The sequence below is a fragment of the Flavobacterium algoris genome (assembly GCF_048158525.1).
GTDB lineage: Bacteria > Bacteroidota > Bacteroidia > Flavobacteriales > Flavobacteriaceae > Flavobacterium > Flavobacterium algoris.
This window is the reverse complement of the sequence record NZ_JBLNKT010000016.1, coordinates 1-23,746: the sequence shown is the minus strand read 5'-3', so window position 1 is coordinate 23,746 and position 23,746 is coordinate 1. Positions and strand designations below refer to the sequence as shown.

At 34.8% G+C, this 23,746-nt stretch carries 25 protein-coding genes and 1 tRNA gene; 12 read left to right on the top strand and 14 right to left on the bottom strand.

Annotation, left to right across the window (positions count from 1 at the left end; translation table 11 throughout):
- Window positions 1-18 precede the first annotated feature (18 nt).
- The 6 genes from gcvP (at window position 19) to ACM55I_RS09715 (ending at window position 7,411) form a co-directional block, all read left to right on the top strand.
- Window positions 19-2,868 carry an aminomethyl-transferring glycine dehydrogenase gene (gene gcvP, locus ACM55I_RS09740; protein ID WP_416846591.1) on the top strand — a complete coding sequence of 950 codons (2,850 nt, stop codon included), beginning with the start codon at window positions 19-21 and terminating at the stop codon, window positions 2,866-2,868.
- A gap of 292 nt (window positions 2,869-3,160) precedes the next feature.
- A complete protein-coding gene (locus ACM55I_RS09735; RefSeq protein WP_416846590.1) occupies window positions 3,161-4,219 on the top strand; it encodes a 3-oxoacyl-ACP synthase III family protein in 1,059 nt (352 codons plus the stop codon).
- Between the two features lie 234 nt (window positions 4,220-4,453).
- Window positions 4,454-4,978, top strand: a complete 525-nt coding sequence (locus tag ACM55I_RS09730) for a methyltransferase (RefSeq protein ID WP_416846589.1) — start codon at window positions 4,454-4,456, stop codon at window positions 4,976-4,978.
- A complete protein-coding gene (locus ACM55I_RS09725; protein WP_416846588.1) occupies window positions 4,978-5,826 on the top strand; it encodes a glycosyltransferase family 2 protein in 849 nt (282 codons plus the stop codon). The genes ACM55I_RS09730 and ACM55I_RS09725 overlap by 1 nt, the downstream gene beginning before the upstream one ends.
- A 77-nt stretch (window positions 5,827-5,903) precedes the next feature.
- The gene (locus ACM55I_RS09720; protein ID WP_039110255.1) at window positions 5,904-6,650 is read left to right on the top strand and encodes an MlaE family ABC transporter permease; all 747 of its coding nucleotides are present in this window, start codon (window positions 5,904-5,906) and stop codon (window positions 6,648-6,650) included.
- Window positions 6,650-7,411 (top strand): ABC transporter ATP-binding protein, encoded by a 762-nt coding sequence (locus ACM55I_RS09715; RefSeq protein WP_416846587.1) that lies wholly within the window; start codon window positions 6,650-6,652, stop codon window positions 7,409-7,411. The genes ACM55I_RS09720 and ACM55I_RS09715 overlap by 1 nt, the downstream gene beginning before the upstream one ends.
- A 15-nt stretch (window positions 7,412-7,426) precedes the next feature.
- On the opposite strand, the gene ACM55I_RS09710 is transcribed toward ACM55I_RS09715, so the two are convergent.
- The 3 genes from ACM55I_RS09710 to ACM55I_RS09700 all read right to left on the bottom strand — a co-directional run bounded on the left by ACM55I_RS09710 (window position 7,427) and on the right by ACM55I_RS09700 (window position 9,113).
- Window positions 7,427-8,029 carry a SprT-like domain-containing protein gene (locus ACM55I_RS09710; RefSeq protein ID WP_416846586.1) on the bottom strand — a complete coding sequence of 201 codons (603 nt, stop codon included), beginning with the start codon at window positions 8,027-8,029 and terminating at the stop codon, window positions 7,427-7,429.
- A gap of 86 nt (window positions 8,030-8,115) precedes the next feature.
- Window positions 8,116-8,409 carry a four helix bundle protein gene (locus ACM55I_RS09705; protein WP_416846585.1) on the bottom strand — a complete coding sequence of 98 codons (294 nt, stop codon included), beginning with the start codon at window positions 8,407-8,409 and terminating at the stop codon, window positions 8,116-8,118.
- A gap of 26 nt (window positions 8,410-8,435) precedes the next feature.
- A complete protein-coding gene (locus ACM55I_RS09700) occupies window positions 8,436-9,113 on the bottom strand; it encodes an SDR family NAD(P)-dependent oxidoreductase (protein ID WP_416846584.1) in 678 nt (225 codons plus the stop codon).
- A 131-nt stretch (window positions 9,114-9,244) separates the two neighbouring features.
- Between ACM55I_RS09700 and ACM55I_RS09695 the strand changes: the two genes are divergently transcribed.
- Window positions 9,245-9,820, top strand: a complete 576-nt coding sequence (locus ACM55I_RS09695) for a GNAT family acetyltransferase (protein ID WP_416846583.1) — start codon at window positions 9,245-9,247, stop codon at window positions 9,818-9,820.
- On the opposite strand, the gene ACM55I_RS09690 is transcribed toward ACM55I_RS09695, so the two are convergent.
- The 9 genes from ACM55I_RS09690 to ACM55I_RS09650 form a co-directional block, all read right to left on the bottom strand.
- Window positions 9,817-10,794 carry a M28 family peptidase gene (locus ACM55I_RS09690; RefSeq protein ID WP_416846582.1) on the bottom strand — a complete coding sequence of 326 codons (978 nt, stop codon included), beginning with the start codon at window positions 10,792-10,794 and terminating at the stop codon, window positions 9,817-9,819. The two genes, ACM55I_RS09695 and ACM55I_RS09690, sit on opposite strands and share 4 nt — an antisense overlap.
- Before the next feature lie 58 nt (window positions 10,795-10,852).
- On the bottom strand, window positions 10,853-11,485 hold the full coding sequence (locus ACM55I_RS09685) for a LysE family transporter (RefSeq protein ID WP_416846581.1): 633 nt from the start codon (window positions 11,483-11,485) through the stop codon (window positions 10,853-10,855).
- A gap of 13 nt (window positions 11,486-11,498) precedes the next feature.
- Window positions 11,499-12,533, bottom strand: a complete 1,035-nt coding sequence (locus ACM55I_RS09680) for an ATP-grasp domain-containing protein (protein WP_416846580.1) — start codon at window positions 12,531-12,533, stop codon at window positions 11,499-11,501.
- A gap of 11 nt (window positions 12,534-12,544) precedes the next feature.
- Window positions 12,545-13,255: an NRDE family protein gene (locus ACM55I_RS09675; RefSeq protein WP_416846579.1), complete on the bottom strand. Its 711-nt coding sequence runs from the start codon at window positions 13,253-13,255 to the stop codon at window positions 12,545-12,547.
- Window positions 13,243-13,731: a DinB family protein gene (locus tag ACM55I_RS09670; protein WP_416846578.1), complete on the bottom strand. Its 489-nt coding sequence runs from the start codon at window positions 13,729-13,731 to the stop codon at window positions 13,243-13,245. Before ACM55I_RS09670 ends, ACM55I_RS09675 begins: the two co-directional genes overlap by 13 nt.
- 1 nt (window position 13,732) lies before the next feature.
- Window positions 13,733-14,122, bottom strand: a complete 390-nt coding sequence (locus ACM55I_RS09665) for a DoxX family protein (RefSeq protein WP_416846577.1) — start codon at window positions 14,120-14,122, stop codon at window positions 13,733-13,735.
- A 10-nt stretch (window positions 14,123-14,132) separates the two neighbouring features.
- Complete coding sequence (locus ACM55I_RS09660) at window positions 14,133-14,642, bottom strand: YHS domain-containing (seleno)protein (protein WP_416846576.1); 510 nt, start codon at window positions 14,640-14,642, stop codon at window positions 14,133-14,135.
- A 105-nt stretch (window positions 14,643-14,747) separates the two neighbouring features.
- Complete coding sequence (locus ACM55I_RS09655; RefSeq protein ID WP_416846575.1) at window positions 14,748-15,425, bottom strand: Crp/Fnr family transcriptional regulator; 678 nt, start codon at window positions 15,423-15,425, stop codon at window positions 14,748-14,750.
- A 101-nt stretch (window positions 15,426-15,526) separates the two neighbouring features.
- Window positions 15,527-16,666: an acyl-CoA dehydrogenase family protein gene (locus ACM55I_RS09650; RefSeq protein ID WP_039110266.1), complete on the bottom strand. Its 1,140-nt coding sequence runs from the start codon at window positions 16,664-16,666 to the stop codon at window positions 15,527-15,529.
- 232 nt (window positions 16,667-16,898) lie between these two features.
- Here ACM55I_RS09650 and ACM55I_RS09645 point away from each other — a divergent pair, with 232 nt between their 5' ends.
- The 3 genes from ACM55I_RS09645 (at window position 16,899) to ACM55I_RS09635 (ending at window position 20,358) form a co-directional block, all read left to right on the top strand.
- Window positions 16,899-17,969, top strand: coding sequence for an anhydro-N-acetylmuramic acid kinase (locus tag ACM55I_RS09645; RefSeq protein ID WP_416846573.1), 1,071 nt, complete (start codon window positions 16,899-16,901; stop codon window positions 17,967-17,969).
- Between the two features lie 67 nt (window positions 17,970-18,036).
- Window positions 18,037-19,263: a Glu/Leu/Phe/Val dehydrogenase dimerization domain-containing protein gene (locus ACM55I_RS09640; protein WP_416846572.1), complete on the top strand. Its 1,227-nt coding sequence runs from the start codon at window positions 18,037-18,039 to the stop codon at window positions 19,261-19,263.
- A gap of 195 nt (window positions 19,264-19,458) precedes the next feature.
- Window positions 19,459-20,358 carry an energy transducer TonB family protein gene (locus tag ACM55I_RS09635; RefSeq protein ID WP_416846571.1) on the top strand — a complete coding sequence of 300 codons (900 nt, stop codon included), beginning with the start codon at window positions 19,459-19,461 and terminating at the stop codon, window positions 20,356-20,358.
- A 668-nt stretch (window positions 20,359-21,026) separates the two neighbouring features.
- On the opposite strand, the gene ACM55I_RS09630 is transcribed toward ACM55I_RS09635, so the two are convergent.
- A complete protein-coding gene (locus tag ACM55I_RS09630) occupies window positions 21,027-21,422 on the bottom strand; it encodes an ExbD/TolR family protein (protein ID WP_416846570.1) in 396 nt (131 codons plus the stop codon).
- Between the two features lies 1 nt (window position 21,423).
- Window positions 21,424-22,119, bottom strand: a complete 696-nt coding sequence (locus ACM55I_RS09625; protein WP_416846569.1) for a MotA/TolQ/ExbB proton channel family protein — start codon at window positions 22,117-22,119, stop codon at window positions 21,424-21,426.
- Window positions 22,120-22,248: 129 nt separating this feature from the next.
- Here ACM55I_RS09625 and ACM55I_RS09620 point away from each other — a divergent pair, with 129 nt between their 5' ends.
- Both ACM55I_RS09620 and ACM55I_RS09615 read left to right on the top strand, forming a co-directional pair.
- On the top strand, window positions 22,249-23,469 hold the full coding sequence (locus tag ACM55I_RS09620) for a bifunctional folylpolyglutamate synthase/dihydrofolate synthase (protein WP_416846568.1): 1,221 nt from the start codon (window positions 22,249-22,251) through the stop codon (window positions 23,467-23,469).
- 86 nt (window positions 23,470-23,555) lie between these two features.
- A tRNA-Val gene (locus ACM55I_RS09615) sits at window positions 23,556-23,630 on the top strand.
- Window positions 23,631-23,746 lie beyond the last annotated feature (116 nt).

Below are 23,746 nucleotides of genomic sequence, written 5' to 3'. Positions count from 1 at the left end.
CAACACCTATATTTTTATATGAAAACAGATGCTTTTGCTTTAAGACACATTGGTCCAAGAGAAAACGACCTACAACATATGTTGAAAACCATTGGAGCGGAGACGCTGGATCAATTGATTTTCGAGACAATTCCTAGTGATATTCGTCTAAAAGCTGATTTAGATTTGGATCCGGCAATGACCGAATATGAATTTGCAAATCACATTCAAAAATTAGGGAATAAAAATAAAGTTTTTCAATCTTATATAGGTTTGGGTTACAATGCAGCCATTATTCCTGCGGTTATCCAAAGAAACGTTTTTGAAAACCCAGGATGGTACACTGCTTATACACCTTATCAAGCAGAAATTGCTCAAGGTCGTTTAGAAGCAATTTTGAATTTCCAAACTATGGTTATCGAATTAACCGGAATGGAAATCGCAAACGCTTCTTTATTGGACGAAGGAACTGCTGCTGCTGAAGCAATGGCATTACTTTTCGATGTTCGTTCTCGTGACCAAAAGAAAAATAATATTTGTAAATTCTTCGTTTCCGAAGAAATATTACCACAAACTTTATCGGTTTTACAAACGCGTTCTACGCCAGTTGGTGTGGAATTAGTGATTGGAAACCACGAAGATTTCGACTTTTCAACGGACTATTTTGGAGCTATACTTCAATATCCTGGGAAATTTGGACAAGTTCACGATTATGCCGATTTTATCGCTAAAGCTTCCGCAAACGAAATAAAAGTGGCTGTTGCTGCTGATATTTTGAGTTTGGCAAAACTGACTTCTCCGGGAGAAATGGGCGCTGCAGTAGTCCTTGGAACGACACAACGTTTCGGAATTCCATTAGGTTATGGCGGTCCACATGCTGCTTATTTTGCAACAAAAGACGAATACAAAAGAAGCATGCCGGGAAGAATCATCGGTGTAACTGTTGATACGAATGGTAATCGTGCCCTGCGTATGGCATTACAAACACGTGAGCAACACATTAAACGAGACAAAGCCACTTCAAATATTTGTACTGCGCAAGTTTTATTATCCGTTATGGCAGGAATGTATGCCGTTTATCACGGACCAAAAGGCTTGCAATATATCGCTAATAAAGTACATGCTTCGGCAGCTACATTGGCAAACGAATTAGAAAAACTAGGTTTACAACAAACAAATACTGCTTTCTTTGACACTATTGTTGTTAAGGCTGATGCCAAAAAAGTGAAAGCTATTGCTGAACAAAACGAAATCAACTTTTATTACATCGACGAAAATACAGTTTCAATTTCCTTGAACGAAACGACAAGTATTGCTGATTTAAATACGATTATTGCTGTTTTCGCTTCCGCAAAAGAGACTCAGGCAACTACAATTGAAAGTTTATCGGAAACCAATCATTTTCCAGAAAGCGTAAACAGAACATCAACGTTCTTACAACATGATGTTTTCAACAAATACCATTCGGAAACCGCTTTGATGCGTTACATCAAAATGTTGGAACGAAAAGATTTAGCGTTGAATCATTCCATGATTTCATTAGGTTCTTGTACTATGAAACTGAATGCAGCTTCTGAAATGTTGCCTTTAAGCATGCCGCAATGGAATAATATTCACCCATTTGCTCCATTGGATCAAGCGCAAGGATACCAGGAAATGCTGGCTAAACTAGAACAACAGTTAAATGTTATTACCGGTTTTGCAGGGACAACTTTACAACCTAACTCTGGTGCCCAAGGCGAATATGCCGGATTAATGGTAATTCGTGCCTACCACCAGTCTCGAGGAGATCACCATAGAAACATTGCTTTAATTCCATCATCAGCTCACGGAACAAATCCAGCTTCAGCAGCTATGGCGGGAATGAAAGTTGTAGTTACTAAAACATTGGAAAACGGAAATATTGACGTGGAAGATTTACGTGAAAAAGCTATTTTACACTCAGCCAATCTTTCTTGTTTGATGGTAACGTATCCATCAACTCACGGTGTTTTTGAAAGCGCAATCAAAGAAATCACACAATTGATCCACGACAACGGTGGACAAGTTTATATGGACGGTGCCAACATGAATGCACAAGTAGGATTAACAAATCCTGCAACAATTGGTGCTGATGTTTGTCACTTGAACTTACACAAAACATTCGCTATTCCTCACGGTGGTGGTGGACCAGGTGTTGGACCGATATGCGTCGCGCCACAATTAGTGCCATTTTTACCAACAAACCCTGTAATTCCAACAGGTGGAGAAAACGCTATTACGGCTATTTCTGCAGCTCCTTGGGGTTCTGCTTTGGTGTGTTTGATATCGTATGGTTACATTTCAATGTTGGGTGCTGAAGGTTTGAAACAATCTACTCAATATGCGATTTTAAACGCGAACTACATTAAAGAGAAATTAAACGGTCATTACGATACGTTGTATTCTGGAGAAATGGGTCGTGCAGCTCACGAAATGATTTTAGAATGTCGTCCTTTCAAACAAAAAGGAATTGAAGTTACGGATATCGCAAAACGTTTGATGGATTATGGTTTCCATGCTCCTACTGTTTCTTTCCCAGTTGCAGGAACCTTAATGATTGAACCTACAGAAAGTGAAAACTTAGAAGAGTTAGACCGTTTTTGTGACGCAATGATTTCAATCCGTAAAGAAATTGAAGCTTCAACTATTGAAGACAAAAACAATGTTTTGAAAAATTCTCCGCATACATTAGCCATGCTAACGACAGATGTTTGGGACTTCCCGTACACTCGGGAACAAGCAGCTTTCCCATTGGATTATATTGCTGAAAATAAATTCTGGCCAACTGTTCGTCGTGCTGACGATGCGTATGGTGATAGAAATTTAGTTTGTTCTTGTGCGCCAATTGAGGCCTATATGGAAAACTAATTTTTAAATTAATTCAAAAAATGTCTCGAGAAAATCGGGACATTTTTTTTATAACTTTACATCAAAGCAACCTTCCTACTTTACTATAATGCAAATTCTTAAAAGGATCTTTTTTATCAATTGCAATAACTCAGTAAATAAATATCATATCAATATTTGCAATTCGTAATAAAATAATCAATATTTTTGCCAATAAATAAGTATTTCATAATTATATGCATGCATAATAAATATTGTGGCTGTACTAATTTTTTAATGATTAAATTAGCCTGAATTTTTGGAAAACAACCCGATGAAAATAAAAATAGCTGGAATAGGAAGTTATATTCCTGAGAAAAAAGTAAGCAATACAGACTTTGGCGAACATGTTTTTTTAAACGAAGATGGAACCGCCTTTGGTTATCCTAACGAAGTTGTCATTAATAAATTTAAAGGAATAACCGGAATTGAACACAGGCGTTATGCTGAAGATCAGCACACCTCATCTGATCTAGCTTTTTTTGCATCTCAAAAAGCAATCGAAAATGCTGGTATTGACCCGGAGACTATAGATTATATCATCTTCGCACACAATTTTGGCGAAGTAAAATACGGCACGACACAATCGGATATGATTCCCAGTTTGGCCACCCGAGTAAAACACAAGCTACAAATAAAGAACCCAAAATGTGTCGCTTATGATATCCTTTTTGGATGTCCAGGCTGGATAGAGGGCGTTATGCAGGCTAATGCATTCATCAAATCAGGAATGGCAAAATGCTGTCTGGTAATTGGCGCCGAAACCCTTTCGAGAGTAGTCGATGCTCATGACAGGGATTCTATGATTTATTCTGATGGTGCAGGCGCTTCTATCATCGAAGCTTCTGATGATGAAACAGGAATGTTAGCCTACGAAAGCGCTACGTATGCGAATGATGAAGCCAATTATTTGTTTTTTGGAAAATCATACAATCCTGATTTAGACCCAGACATTCGTTACATAAAAATGTATGGCCGAAAAATATACGAATTTGCACTAAGCCAAGTTCCGGCTGCAATGAAAAGTTGTTTAGACAAAAGCGGAATAGGCATTGACGACGTAAAAAAAATCCTTATCCATCAAGCCAATGAAAAAATGGACGAAGCGATAATCCAACGTTTTTACAAATTACACGACAGACCCGTACCAAAAGACATCATGCCCATGAGCATTCATGAACTTGGAAACAGCAGTGTCGCAACCGTTCCTACGCTTTATGACCTTTTAATTCGAGGAGAAATAGAAAACCAATCCATACAAAAAGGCGATATTCTTATCTTTGCATCCGTTGGAGCAGGAATGAATATCAATGCGTTTGTTTACCGATATTAATCAATAAGGAATTTGGCAATCAGGAGCTAATCCGGCTGTACATTACAATTCCTCACTACAAAACTTGTTTTTCTAAGGTGCAAGAAAGCTTCTTTTAGTCGCTTTTTGCACCTTGAAAAACTACATTTTGAAGCTCCGGGATTTTCATTTCCATCCGGGCTAAAAAACAATGTCCAAAAACACATTTATTACTATATTTGTGGCTTCGTGCCCTTGCGGCAAAATCAAAAAAACATGTACGAAAAAACGTTTCCCAATAAAAGATTCAAACACACTTTAGAATTTCTAAAAAAACACATCTCCAAGGATGAAACCATATTAGATTTAGGCGTAGAAAACCCTTTTTCTAAAATCATGAAATCGGAAGGATTTGCTCTTAAAAACACAACAGGAGAAGACTTAGACACTGACCAAACTGTACTTTCAAATGAAATACAGGATGTGGTCACCGCTTTCGAAATCTTTGAACATTTACTCAATCCGTTTACCATTTTAAAAGAAATAAAATCAGATAAGCTTTTTATATCTATCCCAATGCGTTTGTGGTTTTCACCGGCATATCGCAGTAAAACCGATATGTGGGACAGGCATTACCATGAATTCGAAGATTGGCAATTGGACTGGCTGTTGGAAAAAACAGGTTGGAAAATAATCGACAGAAAAAAATGGACCAATCCAGTAAAGAAATTTGGTCTTCGTCCCTTATTGAGAAAATTCACCAACAGGTATTATATTGTTTACGCTGAAAAAATAAAATAATGAATTATTACATTGTTATTCCGGCTCATAACGAAGAAGCATTTATTGCTTTAACTTTGGAATCTTTGATTTCGCAAACCGTTTCACCAAAAAAAGTAGTCGTAGTCAATGATAATTCCACTGATAAAACTGCCGAAATTGTAACAGCTTTCGCCAAAGAAAATCCGTTTATCACTTTGGTAAACAAAACTTCAAGTGCCATACATCTTCCAGGAAGTAAAGTCATTCAGGCTTTTCACAAAGGTTTTGAAACATTAGATGAAGATTACGACGTTATCGTAAAACTGGATGCCGACTTAATTCTACCGGACAACTATTTTGAAACTGTTTTAAATATTTTCGAAAAAGATACAACAATAGGAATGGCTGGCGGTTTTGCCTACATCGAAAAAAACGGCGAATGGATTCTGGAAAATTTAACCGATAAAGACCATATTCGTGGCGCTTTTAAAGCCTACAGAAAAGCATGTTTTCAACAAATAGGCAATTTAAAACCTGCTATGGGTTGGGATACCGTCGATGAATTATTGTCAAAATTTTACGGATGGAAAGTAGTTACTGATCCCTCATTAATTGTAAAACACCTAAAACCAACTGGAGCTAATTATAACAAAACAGCCCGATACAAACAAGGCGAAGCATTTTACACTTTAGGCTACGGATTTTTAATCACCTCGATTGCTTCAGCAAAACTGGCAATGATGAAGAAAAAGCCTTTCCTTTTTTTAGATTACATCAAAGGTTTTTGGAAAGCCAAAGCGGCTAAAACTCCTTTATTAGTAACAGCAGAACAAGCAAAATTCATTAGAAAGTACCGTTTAAAGAAAATGAAAGAAAAGCTTTTTTAGCTTCAGCAATCAAAAAAGTATAACGGCAAAGTATAAACTGCTAACTAATCCTTAATTTAGCCCATAATCGCAAAACTATGATGCTCATTCGCTATATATCTCAAATAGGAAGATACTTCCTAATGCTGAAAGAAATTTTCAATAAACAGACGAAATGGTCTGTGATGAAAAATCTAATTTTTAAAGAAATTGATGATTTAATTATTGGCTCTCTTGGAATTGTAGCTTTCATTTCTTTTTTCGTAGGAGGTGTTGTTGCTATACAGACTGCACTGAATTTGACAAACCCTTTGATTCCTAAATATCTTATTGGTTTTGCGACTCGACAATCTATTATTTTAGAGTTTGCGCCTACTTTTATTTCCGTCGTTATGGCAGGAAAAATGGGTTCGTTTATTACCTCAAGTATTGGTACCATGAGAGTAACGGAACAAATCGATGCCCTTGAAGTTATGGGAGTAAATTCATTAAATTATCTAGTTTTTCCTAAACTAATGGCATTATTACTATATCCGTTTCTTATTGGGATTGCTATGTTTCTTGGTATTTTAGGTGGTTATATAGCTAGTGTATATGGTGGTTTTGGAAGCAGCGTTGACTTTGTTGATGGAATTCAAAGAGAATTTATTCCTTTTCATATTGCCTATGCTTTTATAAAAACCTTCATCTTTGCTTTGCTTTTAGCAACAATCCCATCATTTCACGGATACTATATGAAAGGTGGAGCACTAGAGGTAGGAAAAGCCAGTACGGTATCCTTTGTATGGACATCAGTGACCATTATTTTGATGAATTATATTTTAACACAATTACTCTTAACGTAATGATAGAAGTAAAAAACGTAGAAAAATCATTTGGCGATATTAAAATTCTTAAAGGCGTATCGACTGTTTTTGAAACTGGAAAAACAAATTTAATTATAGGACAAAGTGGATCCGGTAAAACTGTTTTGCTAAAAAGTCTTCTAGGAATTCATCAACCAGAATCTGGAACCATATCATTTGACGGAAGAGTATATTGCGATTTTAATGCTGATGAAAAACGTGAACTACGAACTGAAATAGGAATGGTCTTTCAAGGTAGCGCCTTATTTGATTCTATGACTGTAGCTGAAAATGTAGGCTTCCCATTAAAAATGTTCACCAAAGACAATAGAGCAAAAATCCAACAGCGTGTTGACTTTGTCCTAAAAAGAGTCAACCTTACTGATGCCCATAAAAAATTACCATCGGAAATTTCAGGAGGAATGCAAAAACGTGTCGCTATTGCCCGTGCAATTGTGAACAATCCCAAATATTTATTTTGTGATGAACCTAACTCTGGATTAGACCCAAATACAGCTATATTAATAGATAATCTTATTAAAGAAATCACGGAAGAATACAACATCACTACTGTTATAAACACGCATGATATGAACTCAGTGATGGAAATTGGAGAGAAAATTTTATTCCTAAAAGATGGTGTCAAAGCTTGGGAAGGAACTAAAGAAGACATTTTTAGGACTGATAATCAAGCCGTAGTTGACTTTGTTTATTCTTCAAATTTATTCAAAAAAGTACGAGAAGCGTATTTGAAAGAGTAATTTCTTTAAAAAAAATCAACTGGTTTTCAATAACTCTACTTCTGCATTAGGATTGAATAAATACGTTTTGCCAGAACTTATTTCAAGGCATTCAAAACGTTTGGTTCTAATAGCTATTTTCTTAAAAATCTTTCCGTTTTGGATTCGAAAAACACTGCCATAAGGAATTTCGAATACATAGTTTTTATCATTTTGTTGGTCAAATTGTTTCAAAGCTAATGCTAAAGTGGCATCGGTATCGCTACTGGCAGTTGGGTTTTTGAAATGTCTCGCCAACAACGGTAATAAATGATTTGGAAAAATCTCCGGGCGAATGTATGGAATCATCAACCGCTGAAATGAATACTTCCACTCGTTTCCATGCGGTTTAATATGTCTTCCGAATTTTTCAAAGGCAACTAAATGCGAAATTTCATGAATCAGCGTAATCAAAAATTTGTATTTATTCAGGTTTGAATTTACCGTGATTTCATGCTTCCCATTCAAACCTTTTCGATAATCGCCATGACGTGTTTGACGCTCGTTTACAATCTTAAGGTGCACCTGATTGTCCACAATGAGTTCAAAGACTGGCTTTACGGCGTGTTCCGGTATGTATCTTGAAAGTGTTTCGCTCAAAATAGTTATGAGTTAAGAATTATAAGTTATGAGTTTTTCTTTGAGGTTATTATAATACTTCGTATAATTTTCAAAACTTCATTATTCTATTTGTAAATTGATTCAAATTCTATCTCGGAAATATAATTGGTTTCTTTTAAAAGCTCTAACCAATAAAGAGATTCATCACATTCTTTCTGAGCAATTGACAACTTATGAATAAAATCAGGCTTGCTTTGCGCATTTACCGCTTCACGAACATTTGCTCCAACAGAAGTAACTGAACGCAAAAATTGTTTACTCATAATATATTCTTTCTTTTCAGCGACCAAGTATTTGTAAAAATTCATACCTCTAATTGCTAACTCAAAACTCTTTGTTTTTACAATACTTTCACTCATAATTCATAACTAATAATTTATAACTCTTACGGATTTGTAGAAGATACTTGCAACACTTTTCCATTGAAATATTTATTTCCACTCAACGTAAAATTAAAAATATAATCTGCCATTTCATTTGCCGTAATTGGCGCTTGATAGCCTGGAAAAGCCTCTGCCAACATTTCTGTTTGAACCGAACCTAATGCCAAAACATTGAAAGCAATGCCCCGCTCTTTATATTCCTCTGCTAATAACTCTGACAGTGTAATAACAGCACCTTTACTCGAACTGTAAGCTGCAAGTCCGGCAAATTTTAAACTTCCCTGAATTCCTCCCATAGAACTTATCGTTACGACGTGGCTTCCTTTTTGTAAATAAGGCAAACAAATTCGTGTCAAGTTAGCAACTCCAAAAACATTGACTTTATAGATATTTTCAAAGTCTTCTTGGGACGTTTCTGAAAAGGGTTTCAACAATAAACTTCCTGCATTATGAACGACAGCATCAATTTGTTTCCAAGATTTAGAAAGAAAATCTTTAACTTTTTCCAATTCAGATTCATTAGACAAATCAACCGAAAGACACGTGATATTTTCATTCCCTAATAAAGCCTGAGGAATTTTTCTGGAAATAGCCAGAACCTGATGTCCAGCTTTAGCAAATTGCAATGCCAACTCATATCCTATACCTCTGCTCGTTCCTGTAATAATAATATTTTTCATGTAGCAAAAATAAACAAAAACACTAAAAAAACATCATTTTAGCTGTAGGTATTGTTTTGAATATAAAATTAAGGTTTTCTATAATTTTGCTTAATTTTGCCGAAACAAAATACGATTTGAATTCGCATAAAATGATAGAAAACATACAATTTGAAGTAGCAAAATTGAGTGATATTGATGGAGTATTAGCCTTACAAGAATTATATCTTGTCTCTAATTTATCCGAAGAGGAAAAAGAGTTTGGTTTTGTTACCACACCGTTTACAATTCCCCAATTAACAGAAGTAATAACACAAGAAGGATTATTTTTAGCCAAAGACAATAACAAAACGATTTCTTACATCTTTTCTGGAAGCTGGGATTTTTTCAATCAATGGCCTATATTCAACTACATGATCACGCTATTACCTGATCTTAAATTTTTAGATTTTGATGCTACCACAACCAATAGTTTTCAATATGGACCTATTTGTATCGATAAAAAATACAGAGGAAAAGGATTGATAACGCCTCTTTTCGAATTCATGCGAAAACACGTTGTTAAAAAATATCCATTGGCGTTGACCTTTATCAACAAAACTAATATTCCATCGACAAAAGCACATACCGAAAAACTGAACTGGACTATTATTGGCGATTTTCAATTCAACAATAACAACTATTTTATTTTAGCTTACGATATGAATCAGCCGGTTTCTATTCGTTAATTCATGTGAATTTCATGTGTTGGTGTATTGGCCATTTGCGTGACGGCAGGTAATAATTCCTGAATAAACGAAGTCATGTGAGGTAAATTCATGACTTTGAATTCATCCGAAACATGATGGTAGAATTCGAAATTTTCAAAATCAAAAGTACTTACCGATTGGCAAGGAACCTTGAAAACGTTGTAAAAAGAATAATTATCTGATCTGTAAAACAATTGATATTCGGCTTCTTTTGGTAAAAAACCAATCGTATTTTTTCCTGTATATTCATTGATTTTACCCGCCATATTTGATTTATCAAAACCGGTAATATACGCTAAATAATTTCTTTTCATTGGCACTCCAATCATCTCAATATTGAATTGCGCGTATAAATTAAAATTTTGCGCTTTCAGTTTTTTGGCTAAATGTTTAGAGCCTAACAATCCCTTTTCTTCACCGGCAAAGAACACAAAAAGAATACTTCTCTTATTGTTTTTAACACTACTGAAATATTTAGCCATTTCAGCAACTGCAGTTGTTCCCGAAGCATCATCATTGGCTCCATTATTTATAAAATCTCCATTTACTCCTTTTTTATCAATTCCAATATGGTCATAATGTCCGCTAATAATAACGAATTCATTTTTTAGTGCAGGATCGTTTCCTTCAACATAACCGACGATATTAAAAGCGGGCGTTTTGAAATTAGACAACGTATCGCGATAACTGGAAAAATAAGGTTTGATGTTATTGTCTTTGAAAAACTGTTCCAAATAATCTGCCGCTTTTACCATCCCTTTTGTCCCGGTTTCTCTGCCTTCCAAGTCGTCCGAAGTCAAGTATTTCAATGTTTCAGCAACATCACTTTCTTTGACTTTATATTCCGTTTCTATTAATTTTAATCGCGTATCGTTTGTAGCTTGCGCCGTGATGAGAGAATTTCGTACACATCCGAATAGAACGAACGTAAGAAGTAAAAATGTGTTTTTCATAGTTAATAATTCTTTGGTTAAAAGGAGCAATCTTATTTTAATTGATAAAATCAAAATCTTATTTCTTATAATACTTTTTGTAGACAGTATACATCTGAATAAAAGCTAAAACTACAAAAAATAGCGGAATAATTACTGGTACTATATATCTTGCGAAACTCGCCGTGTTTTGAGAAAACAAATTTAGAATGTTTACCAAAGCCAACATTCCAAAAAAAGTCCCAACCAAAGTCCCAAAAACGTAATAATACTTCAGTCTTTTTTCGATAGCAATATAATTCCCATTTATCAAATAGAGGTTCCATCCCGTCCAGAATGGCACTTGAAGAAAATTGATCCCATTCAAAAAAAAACCGATAAGAAAAGGCGAATACTTTATAAATTTTTCTAAATCGTTATGATTTGCTACGGTATGATTCGAATGCGCATAAAAAGAATAGCCCAGAAACAGCAAAAAGAAGACCGCAAAAAAATCGATGATTTTCATCAGTTTTTTATTGTTTACCAATTGATTTGCAAAAATCAACGTCAAGTAAATCACAAAAACCTCAACCGAAATAACGCCCAATAAATAAAAAATCAAGCTCTTAATTCCTAATTCAGAATAAATTTCGAACCCAATAATATTTAAATATCCCAGTGGAACTGAGCCTATGAAACTCACCAAGAAACCAACAAGAATATTTTTCATAACTTTCATTTTATTAGAAATTTACTATTCTATTGCTTTGTTCCAAATGCAAACGATATTCTTTCATCCCTTCCTTGTAGGTCAAATACGGATTTCCGGCTTTATGATTTTCAACACTTATTTCATACATATACGTAATATGGCGGGCAAGTTCTTTCCACGCAAATAGCAACGAATGTTTTGGATCATAAATATGCGTAGGTTCACTTGCCGCTCCATTCAACTCAACAATAGCACATTTTTTCCCTTGTTCCAAATCTTCCAAAGTAGTATACATGACGTCCAATCTTCCAAAATAAAAACCCGGAATTTGCAAACACATTTCATTAATGCTTTCATTTAATTTTGGGGTTATCCAATGACTTCCGTCAATAAATTTTGCACCACGGGCATGATTCCCATAAGGCACTAAATTTAGTTTTTCTCCTTTTGGCAAAACCTCCAATAATTTCTTACCGTATTCTTGCCGCAATGCTTTAAGTTGCAATTCGTAACGCAGATTTTTCTTGATTAATTGTTCAACAGTTGCTATTCCATCTCCAGTGATTATTAGAAATTCCTTCGAAACTATTCCTGTTATTTTACCCATTTTCTCGTGTGGATAGCGTACATAAAAAATGCCAACTTCATTTTCGAAAGGAATTAAATCTTGCACTACAAAATCAAAATTTGCCCTTTCAGCATATTTTTTTAAGTCGGCAACAGCATCTATTTTCTTGACTCCGGAACCGCGCAAACCAATATCTGGTTTTGCAATCAATGGATATTTTATCTCTGAAAATTCGATTGTTTTTAAAATTTCTTCCAGTGTAGTTCCTTCTTTTATGAGTTCCGTTTTTGGATAATACCGCTGTGGAATCAAATCGTAGATGGCTTTTTTAGACTCCATCATAAATCCTCCGTTTTTTATCGTTGGATTAGCCGCGTTAAAGAAAAAAATCGATTTTGCTTTGAGCGAATAAAATACCCAAAGAAAATAAATTGGAATATAAACAATCTGAAAAGGCCAATATTCCCAATGCGTAATCTTATGAAAAAGTAATTTCAATTGAGAAAATTTTAAATAGTGATAAATGAGGTCTTATACTCTTTTTGTGCAATCAAATCGCAATGCAATATAGCGACTTTATTTTTTTCGATTACAGATTGGGTAATACTCAAGGTTTTCATTTCGTCATTTCGATTGATAACCAATCCGTTTTCCTGATTTTTCTCTTCGGTATAGCGATGAAAATGAAGCATCTCTGTTTCTGATATTTCTGTATTTGCATCTAAAAAAGTATAAAACCAATTGGTACGCTTCTCCCTAATTACAGCTGGATACAACGTTGACGACGACCAAATATGATTTTTATGACTATCTAAAAGAGTCATTCCTTTCTGATTCCCATTCCATCGCAATTGAAACAGTGCTTTATTTTGAAATAAAACCAATGTAAAAGGTGCTATATTTTCCAAATCAATTTCATCCCAAAAATCCTTCGGTGATACGCTGCTAATAATATCTAGTACAATTAAACCGCGACTTTTCCTGTAAGGAAGCACTACTTTGTGTTTTTCCTCAGCGCCATTTAATAAAACCAAAACAGTCCCATTTGCATCGACAACAAACCAAGTTCCGCCAGCTTTTGGATCTTTTGGAAAAATGACATTCTTACCGTTTATGGTATAATCTCTGGGCGGTATTGCTGAGGGTCTAATTATTTTTTCATCTCGATTTGAGGTAATGATAATTGTATCATTGACATGGACAAAACTTACTGTGCACATTGATTCCTGTATTCAATTGTAGAACGGGCAACTCCAAAATTCTCATCGACAGTGATATTTTCACATTTTAAAATAGCCACTTTTATTAGCGCTTGATGATGAATACAATGCTCTAAATTATAAAGCAATTCTCTATAATAATTACTTTGAATTCGAATTTCTTCACCGTCAATCACTTGTTGCAAATCAATATTTTTATTCTCTTTTTCAAGATTATTTTTAATTTCTAAAATATGATGAATCGCATAATTCATATCTGTTTGAATTAATACATTACGCTCTCTTTTATCATAATTCACAATCCCTAAATCGTATTGATTTTCGAGGCATTGAAACATTTCGATAATATGTCTTGTATGTTCGCCAATACTAGCATTACTCAATTCAACACATGGATTTGAGTAATCCTTTTTCGATAATTGATTGAGCAAATCAATCAATTCATTTAGACTATTTGTAATAGAAGGTATCAGCATATTATAGTTTCAATTTTAACAAATTTGGCAATTTATCTCTATTTAAAAAAATTAAAGTAAGACAACTAAATAAGGTTATGTTTGCCAACGCAAATAGCGTACCTCCATCATCCTCGACTTCAATTCCCAGCACAAACAGATGTGAAAGAATGGCACCAACCATTATTCCGGAACCTAGCAATGCACCATATATTGTAGTTCTAGGCATTAAAATTAGAATCACAGTAATCAATTCTAAAATTCCCGTACCAATTCTTCCGTAAGGTTCCACTCCCAAAGCAGTAAAAATATAAATACTTTCCTCGGCTCCAGTAAATTTAAAATATAAGGTTTGTGACAAAATTACCGCAACCGCAATACGTAAAATCCAAGATAAAATAGTCGTTTTCATGATTACTGTTTTATTTGATTGTTTTTTTCCAATTACTCTCTGCTTTTGACTTTAAATTAACTTGGTCTTTATTCCAACTTTTCAGTGTATTATTGAAATAAGCGTTATAAAACAAATATAATTTTTCGTCAACAATCTTAAAAGTTTGTGGGTTAATCTCCACTTTTTCGCCGGAATCCCCCATTGCATAAGCGCACCAACCTCCAAATTGCGGTTCATATCGCGAAGGATTTTTTAAGAAATACTCTCTATTTACAGGCATTGAAAAATTATATGATACGCCTTCGTAAGTTGCCGTTAGTTCTTTTTTTCCCTTTACGGCTTTCCCTTGTTTAAAATAAGCTACAGGATCGTACCCTTGTAAGGCAACTTTATGTTCTAAATTGAAATAAGTTAACCGACTATTTTCGGTTTGTGCAATTGTTGTCAGCGAAATAAAAATAACGAATAGATATAGAATCTGTTTTTTACTTACAAGTTTAAAACTATTTTTTTGATGTTCGTGAATTTTGGATTTCATTGTATTTTAATTTAAATGAGACTTCGTTTATTTCTTAAACAAAGATATTTAGAATCAAAAAAGCCAATTGTCAGCTAGTTTACAATACGTACGAAATAATTGAAACTACAGTTTTGAAATATCCGAAATAACGATTTCTTTTCGGTTATAAATCAGTGTTCCGTTAGTTTCCATTTCATTGAGCAATTGAGTCGCAGTTTGTCTTGAAGTACAAATAATCTGCGCAATGTCATTTTGTGTCAAATAATTTTCAATCACCACTTTATTATCCACTCTTTTGCCTTCTTTTTCAGCCCAATCTTTTAGAAACTGAAACAATCTGGTTTTTGCATCTTTAGAAATCAAATTAGAATAACTGTTCTTGATGCGTTTCATTTTCAAACCCACAAATTTGGTATAAGAAAGTGCCAAACTTGGATTTCGTAACAATAGATCTTCGAAGTCGGCCATTAGAAAGCTACAAATAGCCACGTCTTCAGAAAGCACTTTTGCATATTCATTCGTTTGATCATCGGTTTCTAAAGTCAGTTCCCCGAATAAATCCCCTTTTTGAATAATATCTTTTATCGTCTCATTTCCTTCTTCATCAACTGCTACAATTTTAATATTCCCTTTTTTCAGCAGAAAAATCCTTGGCACATCTGAAGAAGAAAAATAAATAATTTCGCCTTTTTTCGCTTTTTTAAAACCGGTAATAATGCACAATTGTTTGATTTGTCCAAAACTCAATGTTCGAAACAGTTTGTGATCGCGCAAATACCAATATTTTAAATCTTCATACATGTAAGTAATTCTTTCAGTAAATGTATTAAAAAAATGACTTAAAAAACAAAACCCTTTCAAATCAAAACTTGAAAGGGTATGAAAATTTAGTACAATTTTATTTATGAAACCAATGTTCTTGAAATCACAATACGTTGAATTTCAGAAGTTCCCTCGTATATTTGAGTGATTTTGGCATCACGCATCATACGTTCTACATGATACTCTGCAACATAGCCATTTCCACCATGAATTTGAACTGCTTCAATAGTCGTATCCATAGCAGTTTGCGAAGCAAATAACTTAGCCATTGCTCCAGATTGCGAAATATCCATTCCTAAATCTTTTTCAGAAGCCGCTTTGAAACACAACATTCTGGCAGCCATAATTTGAGTTGCCATATCGGCTAATTTAAAAGCAATTGCCTGATGTTTGAAAATTTCTTTTCCAAAAGCTTTACGTTCCTGTGAATATTTTAAGGCCAACTCATAAGCACCAGTAGCAATTCCCAAAGCTTGAGAAGCAATTCCTATCCTTCCGCCGTTTAGTACGCTCATCGCAAAATTAAATCCAAATCCATCTGCTCCGATTCGGTTTTCCTTTGGCACTTTAACATCATTAAACATCAAAGAATGGGTATCTGAACCACGAATTCCCATTTTTTTCTCTTTTGGACCAATATCAAAACCTGCCCAGCCTTTTTCAACTATAAATGCATTAATTCCTTTATGTCCTTTTTCAACATCCGTTTGAGCAATTACAATATAGGTTGATGCTGAAGATCCATTAGTAATCCAGTTCTTAGTTCCATTCAACAAGTAATAATCTCCCTTATCGATTGCAGTTGTTTTTTGTGAAGTCGCATCAGAACCTGCTTCAGGCTCAGACAAACAAAAAGCGCCAATTACATCTCCTTTGGCAAGAGGAACTAAATATTTCATTTTTTGTTCTTCATTGCAATACTTTTCTAAACCTGCACAAACCAAAGAGTTATTTACAGACATTACAACTGCTGAAGACGCATCTACTTTAGCAATTTCGGTAATCGCCAAAACATAAGAAACGCTGTCCAATCCAGAACCGCCATATTTAGGGTCAACCATCATTCCTAAAAAACCAAGCTCCGCCATTTTTTTCACCTGTTCCGTTGGAAATTTAGAGAATTCGTCTCTTTCAATAACACCTGGCAATAATTCGTTTTGAGCAAAATCTTTAGCTGCTTGCTGAATCATTAACTGCTCTTCGGTTAAATTAAAATCCATAACTATATATTGTTTATTTTATTAAAATTTCAACTCTACAAATAAAAGTAAAATTACTCAATTACAATCCTTAAATTTACAGCTTAAGAAAAATTTTTATATATTTTACTTTTCGTTTTAAAATTGACGATTGTTTTGATTTGCTTCAATTAAATTACTTTTTATTTAAAAAAAGCATCCAAAGATACTTTTTTATTATGAAATTACTAATTTTGATTTAGAATTTTATTCAATGAAGGAAGATTACTATAACGTTATCGGAGTAATGTCAGGAACTTCGCTTGACGGAGTCGATTTAGCACATATTCAATTTAGTGTAAAGAACAATAAATGGACTTTCAAAATTCTTGAAAGCGAAACTATTGCCTATAATCCAAGCTGGATACTAAGTCTAAAATCTGCAGTGGATTACTCCAAAGTACAGCTCGAAAAACTAAATCAGGATTACACCCAACTTCTCGCTTCGATTATTGCCCTTTTTATCGAAAAATATAAAATCGAAAATCTGGACGCCGTTTGTTCACATGGCCATACTATTTTACACCAACCACAGAATGGGTTTACGCTTCAAATTGGTAATTTACCTGAAATTGCGACTTTAATTCACCAAACGGTAGTCTGCGACTTTAGAGTACAAGATTTACAACTTGGCGGTCAAGGCGCTCCTTTGGTTCCTATTGGCGACCGAATATTATTTCCTGAATACGATTATTGCATGAATTTAGGTGGCTTTTCGAATGTATCTTTTGAACAAAACAAACAACGAATTGCCTTTGATATTTCACCGGTAAATACCGTTTTGAATTTTTACGCCAATCAATTGGGATTGGATTATGATGATAAAGGCACCATTTCTAGAACTGGAAAAATCGACACTAATTTGCTACAGGAATTAAATGCTTTGGATTTTTATCAAAAAAAATATCCTAAATCACTGGGTTTTGAATTTGTAAAAGAAACTGTTCTCCCTTTAATCGAAAGTTTCGAAATTACTATTGAAAACAAATTATGCACGTTTACTGAACATGTAGCGCTACAAATTGCTTTGGCTTTGCCAAATAAAAACGGAAGTCTTTATATAACTGGCGGTGGTGCTTACAATGATTTTCTTATCGAACGTATTCAATCCTATTTACTGGAAATGGAAATCATAATTCCGTCAGCCAAAATCCTGGAATTCAAGGAAGCGTTGATTTTTGCGCTGCTTGGCGTATTAAAATTACGCGAAGAAATCAATGTTTTAAGCAGTGTTACCGGTGCTAAAATGGATCACAGCTCTGGAAATGTTTATTACTCAAAATAATATTAAAAATACATAATTCGCATTATTCTATTTTTTATATTTGTAAAAATTAAACATATCGCAATAAATGAAAGATTTATTAAAGAAATTCGAAAACAAAGAACCTGAGATAGTTTTCCATTGGAAAGATGCTGAAACCGAAGCCGAAGGCTGGACTGTAATTAATTCGTTGCGTGGTGGCGCTGCTGGCGGTGGAACTCGCATGAGAAAAGGATTGGATATGAATGAAGTTTTGTCTTTGGCAAAAACAATGGAAGTGAAATTTTCGGTTTCAGGACCTGCTATTGGCGGTGCTAAATCCGGAATTAATTTTGACCCAAATGACCCAAGAAAAAAAGGTGTTTTACAACGCTGGTACAAAGCGGTTTCTCCTTTATTGAAAAGTTATTACGGAACCGGAGGCGATTTGAATGTGGATGAAATTCATGAGGTAATTCCCATGACGGAAGAATGTGGCGTTTGGCATCCGCAAGAAGGCGTTTTTAATGGCCATTTCAAACCTACTGAAGCGGATAAAATCAATAGAATTGGTCAATTGCGTCAAGGTGTGGTTAAAGTAATTGAGAATCCAAAATTCTCACCTGATGTTTCTCGAAAATATACCATTGCAGACATGATTACCGGTTTTGGTGTTGCTGAAGCAGTTCGTAATTATTATACTATTTATGGCGGAGATGTAAAAGGCAAGAAGGCCATTGTTCAAGGTTTTGGAAATGTAGGTTCGGCTGCAGCCTTTTATCTGGCCGAAATGGGAGCAAAAATTATCGGTATTATTGATCGGGATGGTGGACTGATAAACGAAGAAGGTTTTACTTTCGAAGAAATAAAAGCATTATTTCTTGCTAAAGACGGAAACAAACTGGTTACCCAAAACATGATTCCTTTTGAAGAAATCAATCAAAAAATCTGGACAATCGGTGCTGAAATATTCACTCCTTGCGCAGCTTCGAGATTAGTGACCCAATCTCAAATTGACAGCTTGATTGCCAATGGTCTTGAAGTAATTTCATGTGGCGCTAATGTTCCTTTTGCCGACAAGGAAATATTTTTCGGTCCAATTATGGAAGATGTAGATCATAAAGTGAGTTTAATTCCTGATTTTATTTCTAATTGCGGAATGGCACGCGTTTTTGCTTATTTCATGGAAAAGAAAGTACAAATGACGGATGAAGCCATCTTTCAAGACACATCAGAAACCATTAAAAAGGCAATTGAAAAAGCACACGATTTGAATCCAAGCAAAACAAATATTAGTGCAACTGCCTTTGAAATTGCATTGAAACAGCTTACTTAAAAAATAGCATTCTTAAAACTATATTGGAATTGGGATTAAGTAGATTATTCAAAATCTATTTAATCCCTTTTTCTTATTTTCAATTTTAAATAAAAGCAATCTTATTTATATTCCCTCAGTAGCTTTTTACTCTTGACAATTTTTAGTACTTTTCAACGTTTTTTAATAATACACTTTTTTAAATTTAAAATACAAATGAGTTCCACCATTTCATCAGACCAAAAGAAATCCTTAGCCATATCCATTCTTTTGTATGCGACAATGTTGTTAATTTTATTTTTCATACGCTTTTGGCCACCTGCAAACTTGGCTGAACTTGCCGGAGGTGGCGGAGGTGGTGGCGTTACCGTGAATTTCGGAGACAGCGATTTAGGTTCTGGAGCGAATTATAAAAGCGAAGTACTGCAAGTAAAAAATCAAACCAAACAAACACCAACAAAAACAATACCTCAAGAAGCTATCTTATCTCAGGAAAACAGCACCGAAGAAAGTGTTGTCATTCCTCAAAAAGAAAAACCTAAAAAACCAATAACTGTTGTAAAAGAAGAACCTAAACCGGTGGTTGTAAAACCTAAAGTTTCCAACAATACAAATGATGCACTATCCAGCATTCTGAAAGGTTCCAACAAAGGCGGTGATGGCGACGACAAAGCAGCCGGAAATAAAGGAAAATCAAACGGAAGTTTGAGTTCTAATGGCTATTATGGAACTGGAGGTTCTGGTGGTGGAACAGGCGGCGGAAATGGCACAGGAACCGGAATAGGAACTGGAAGCGGATACGGCTCTGGTAGCGGCGGAGGAAACGGTAGTGGTTCCGGCGGCGGTACTGGTTACTCGCTGGGAAACAGAAAAGCAGTTTCGAAACCAGCACCAAAATACACCTGTAACGAAGAAGGAAAAGTTGTTGTAGAAGTTTCTGTGGATAGAAATGGACGAACTACAAATGCTATTGCCGGTATAAAAGGAACAACGAATACAGCGCGATGTTTATTAGACCAAGCCAGAATCGCAGCGATGAATACTAAATGGGATGCCAGCAGCGATGCCCCGGAAAAACAAGTCGGGAAAATCGTTTACAATTTCAATTTGAATTAAAAAACATTAGGCACAGATAATCCGGATTAAACTAATCTACGCAGATTTATATAAAAATGCCTCAAAAAAATTATATTGAGGCATTTTTTATGCTATAAACGCTATGCTAAAATGATATTAATATTGACCGAGCCTACGGCTCTTTTTCTCTCTATCATTATTTTTGGACGAATTAAAATTCGTCCCTACAAAATGAATCGAGCCTATAGCTCTTGAAAACAGGTCACTTTATTGGAGTAAACAAATCATAAAATTCTCACACCACACCATCCAACGGAGAGAGATCCAAAACCGAAAACATAATTTTCATCACAGTTCCGTAGGAACGACACATTTTATAGCAACGGATTTTAATCCGTTGAAATACGATTTAAAATTAGCGTTGAGTTCTGTAGGAACGGTTCATTTTTTTGAATTAACAAGAAAAAGCACTATTGAAATTACTGCCGTGATATGATTTCACCTTCGTCGAAATGACACAAATCATTCCTTATTTATTTCATGTATTTAGGGATTTGCGTGAGGGATAGAAGCAAGTACCGAAGTACTGCGGATAGCCCGACCACAATAGAAAAAAGGGGCTAATCAACTTTATGCTGATTAGCCCCTTTTTCTATTGTGGTCACGCCCAAATAATAAAATTGTTTCGTAAAACCTCGTAATAAAGCTTATTTAGGACTCGTGGCAATCACAAACTTCAGATTGTTCTTTACTCCTATTTGCAACACATCAACTAAATCCTGCACTTGCAAATTAAACGGGATTCTCACCACAACGGTTTGGTCCTTTTCGTTATTTATTTTAGCCATTAGAGTTGTTTCCAGCTCCTCAAATGCTACCGGTTGTTTGTCGATATAGAATTTCTTGTCTTCTGTAACGGACAAACTGATGTATTGCTTATTGGTTTTCTCGTTAGCTTTTGCTTTAGGCAATGTCATTTTGATAACATTTGGATTGGCCAAAGTGGATATAATCAGGAAAAACAACAACAAGAAAAACATAATATCACTTAATGACGAAGTAGCCACTTCGGCATGAAATCTTCTTTTTCGTTTTATAGACATGTTACGATCTTTGAATAATATTTACGAATTCCAGTATCTGTTTTTGAATTTTTAAAGCAAAATTATCAATTTTTCCGTTTAATAAATGGTACGCACTGTACGCAATAATTCCAACCAATAACCCAGAACCACTGCTGATCATTTTCTCGTACAAACCTCCAGAAATATTACCAATACTAATGTTTTCAGTAACTGAAATGCTATAAAATATTTTAATTACTCCGGAAATAGTTCCAATAAATCCTAATGTAGGCGCAATACCGGCGATAAGCCCTAATTGACCTAAATGTTTCTCCATTTCTCCAATTTCAATGTCGGCAGCGCGATCCATATTGGATTCAATCTCCGTAATAGGTCTGCCAATAACAAGAATTCCTTCTTTAATAATGTTACCGGAAGACGTATTGCTTCTTTCAGCTATCGAACGTGCCAATTCCAGATTACCGGAATTTAGATTGTCTCTGACATCTGACATCAATCGATGATCCATTTTCGATGCTTTATGAATGTACATCGTACGTTCTATAATTAAATAAAAAGTATAGAATAATAGGATTGAAATGGGGATTAAGAAGAACCCTCCTTTTAAAATAAATTCCAAAACAGAGATTTCAGTATTTGGAGCAATTTTCTCGATTACTACGTTTGACGCAGCATTAGCAATAGTGTCGGCTTGTAATTGTATAAAACTAAACATATATTATTATTGATTTTTACTCATTAATTCTAAAAATTATTTCAATTTTGCAATAAAGATACTTTTCGATGTACTATTAAACTAAAAAAATCGAAAAATATTTTAAACAACGACTATTTTATTCAAAAAATGAACTACCAGGAAACTATAAATTGGCTATTTAACCAACTACCGATGTACCAACTACAGGGCGCTTCGGCCTATAAAAAAGATTTAACCAACACGCATTTACTAATAGATCATCTTGACAATCCTCAAGAAAAAATAAAATGCATTCATGTTGCCGGAACCAACGGAAAAGGTTCTACCTCGCACATGCTAGCTTCCATACTTCAGGAAGCAGGCTATAAAGTGGGATTGTATACTTCGCCTCATTTAAAAGATTTCAGGGAGCGCATCAAAATTAATGGAATGGAAATTTCTGAAACATTTGTTACTGATTTTACAAATAAGCATAAAGCGTTTTTTGAAACAAACGACATGAGTTTTTTCGAAATGACTGTTGGACTGGCTTTTGATTATTTTGCAAAAGAAAAAGTGGACATCGCCGTTATAGAAGTTGGAATGGGCGGAAGATTAGACGCCACAAATGTCATTACGCCGCTCGTATCAGTTATTACTAATATAGGATTAGATCATACCCAATTTCTGGGTAACACACTTGAAGCTGTTGCTTTTGAAAAAGCGGGAATTATAAAACCAAACATTCCCGTAGTGATTGGAGAATATACTACTGAAACCAAGCCCGTTTTTTTGGCGAAAGCCAAAGAATGCAACTCCGAAATCTATTTTGCTTCCGATTCAATTACAGAAACCTATCCTTCTGATTTAATTGGCGATTATCAGCTGCATAATAAAAAAACCGCGATACAAACAATTGCTGTTTTGAATGCCCAAAAAGAATTTAAAGTCTTCCAGGAAGATATCAAATCTGGTTTGCTTCTGGTTGTAAAAAACACAGGACTTCAAGGAAGATGGCAACAACTAGGTGAATCCCCAAAAGTTATTTGCGACACTGCACACAACAAAAACGGACTGGAAATTGTCTTGAACCAAATACAAAAAGAAGATTTTGAGGCTTTACATATTGTTTTAGGGGTCGTAAATGACAAAGATTTGGACGAAATTTTACCTTTATTTCCAAAGAATGCTACTTATTATTTCTGCAAACCGAACATTCCCCGCGGACTTGATGTTGCAATTCTACAACAAAAAGCAGCTACTTTCGACCTAAAAGGCGAAGTATACAATTCTGTTTCAGAAGCTTATCAAAAAGCAATTGAAAAAGCGGGAAAATCTGATTTTATATACATTGGTGGAAGCACATTTGTTGTAGCAGAAATTTTATAATTTTTTTCATTTTTACTTGCAAATCAAGAAAAGCGGCGTATATTTGCACACACAATAACGGAAACGAAAGTAACCAAATTGTATTAGGGCGATTAGCTCAGCTGGTTCAGAGCACCTCGTTTACACCGAGGGGGTCGGGGGTTCGAACCCCTCATCGCCCACAAAAAGAGGCTGTCCGAAAAGTAATTTTCGGGCAGTTTTTTTTGTTTATTACTTTGATTCTTCGTATTTTTAAGTACCAAAATCAGCGATTATGCAGCCAGTTTTTAAACCTCAT

Excerpts from the sequence above, each read along its gene's own strand:
- gcvP (WP_416846591.1), top strand. The coding sequence starts at position 19 with ATGAAAACAGATGCTTTTGCTTTAAGACACATTGGTCCAAGAGAAAAC.
- ACM55I_RS09735 (WP_416846590.1), top strand. The coding sequence starts at position 3,161 with ATGAAAATAAAAATAGCTGGAATAGGAAGTTATATTCCTGAGAAAAAA.
- ACM55I_RS09730 (WP_416846589.1), top strand. The coding sequence starts at position 4,454 with ATGTACGAAAAAACGTTTCCCAATAAAAGATTCAAACACACTTTAGAA.
- ACM55I_RS09725 (WP_416846588.1), top strand. The coding sequence starts at position 4,978 with ATGAATTATTACATTGTTATTCCGGCTCATAACGAAGAAGCATTTATT.
- ACM55I_RS09720 (WP_039110255.1), top strand. The coding sequence starts at position 5,904 with ATGATGCTCATTCGCTATATATCTCAAATAGGAAGATACTTCCTAATG.
- ACM55I_RS09715 (WP_416846587.1), top strand. The coding sequence starts at position 6,650 with ATGATAGAAGTAAAAAACGTAGAAAAATCATTTGGCGATATTAAAATT.
- ACM55I_RS09705 (WP_416846585.1), bottom strand. The coding sequence starts at position 8,409 with ATGAGTGAAAGTATTGTAAAAACAAAGAGTTTTGAGTTAGCAATTAGA.
- ACM55I_RS09700 (WP_416846584.1), bottom strand. The coding sequence starts at position 9,113 with ATGAAAAATATTATTATTACAGGAACGAGCAGAGGTATAGGATATGAG.
- ACM55I_RS09695 (WP_416846583.1), top strand. The coding sequence starts at position 9,245 with ATGATAGAAAACATACAATTTGAAGTAGCAAAATTGAGTGATATTGAT.
- ACM55I_RS09690 (WP_416846582.1), bottom strand. The coding sequence starts at position 10,794 with ATGAAAAACACATTTTTACTTCTTACGTTCGTTCTATTCGGATGTGTA.
- ACM55I_RS09685 (WP_416846581.1), bottom strand. The coding sequence starts at position 11,485 with ATGAAAAATATTCTTGTTGGTTTCTTGGTGAGTTTCATAGGCTCAGTT.
- ACM55I_RS09675 (WP_416846579.1), bottom strand. The coding sequence starts at position 13,255 with ATGTGCACAGTAAGTTTTGTCCATGTCAATGATACAATTATCATTACC.
- ACM55I_RS09670 (WP_416846578.1), bottom strand. The coding sequence starts at position 13,731 with ATGCTGATACCTTCTATTACAAATAGTCTAAATGAATTGATTGATTTG.
- ACM55I_RS09665 (WP_416846577.1), bottom strand. The coding sequence starts at position 14,122 with ATGAAAACGACTATTTTATCTTGGATTTTACGTATTGCGGTTGCGGTA.
- ACM55I_RS09660 (WP_416846576.1), bottom strand. The coding sequence starts at position 14,642 with ATGAAATCCAAAATTCACGAACATCAAAAAAATAGTTTTAAACTTGTA.
- ACM55I_RS09655 (WP_416846575.1), bottom strand. The coding sequence starts at position 15,425 with ATGTATGAAGATTTAAAATATTGGTATTTGCGCGATCACAAACTGTTT.
- ACM55I_RS09650 (WP_039110266.1), bottom strand. The coding sequence starts at position 16,666 with ATGGATTTTAATTTAACCGAAGAGCAGTTAATGATTCAGCAAGCAGCT.
- ACM55I_RS09645 (WP_416846573.1), top strand. The coding sequence starts at position 16,899 with ATGAAGGAAGATTACTATAACGTTATCGGAGTAATGTCAGGAACTTCG.
- ACM55I_RS09640 (WP_416846572.1), top strand. The coding sequence starts at position 18,037 with ATGAAAGATTTATTAAAGAAATTCGAAAACAAAGAACCTGAGATAGTT.
- ACM55I_RS09635 (WP_416846571.1), top strand. The coding sequence starts at position 19,459 with ATGAGTTCCACCATTTCATCAGACCAAAAGAAATCCTTAGCCATATCC.
- ACM55I_RS09630 (WP_416846570.1), bottom strand. The coding sequence starts at position 21,422 with ATGTCTATAAAACGAAAAAGAAGATTTCATGCCGAAGTGGCTACTTCG.
- ACM55I_RS09625 (WP_416846569.1), bottom strand. The coding sequence starts at position 22,119 with ATGTTTAGTTTTATACAATTACAAGCCGACACTATTGCTAATGCTGCG.
- ACM55I_RS09620 (WP_416846568.1), top strand. The coding sequence starts at position 22,249 with ATGAACTACCAGGAAACTATAAATTGGCTATTTAACCAACTACCGATG.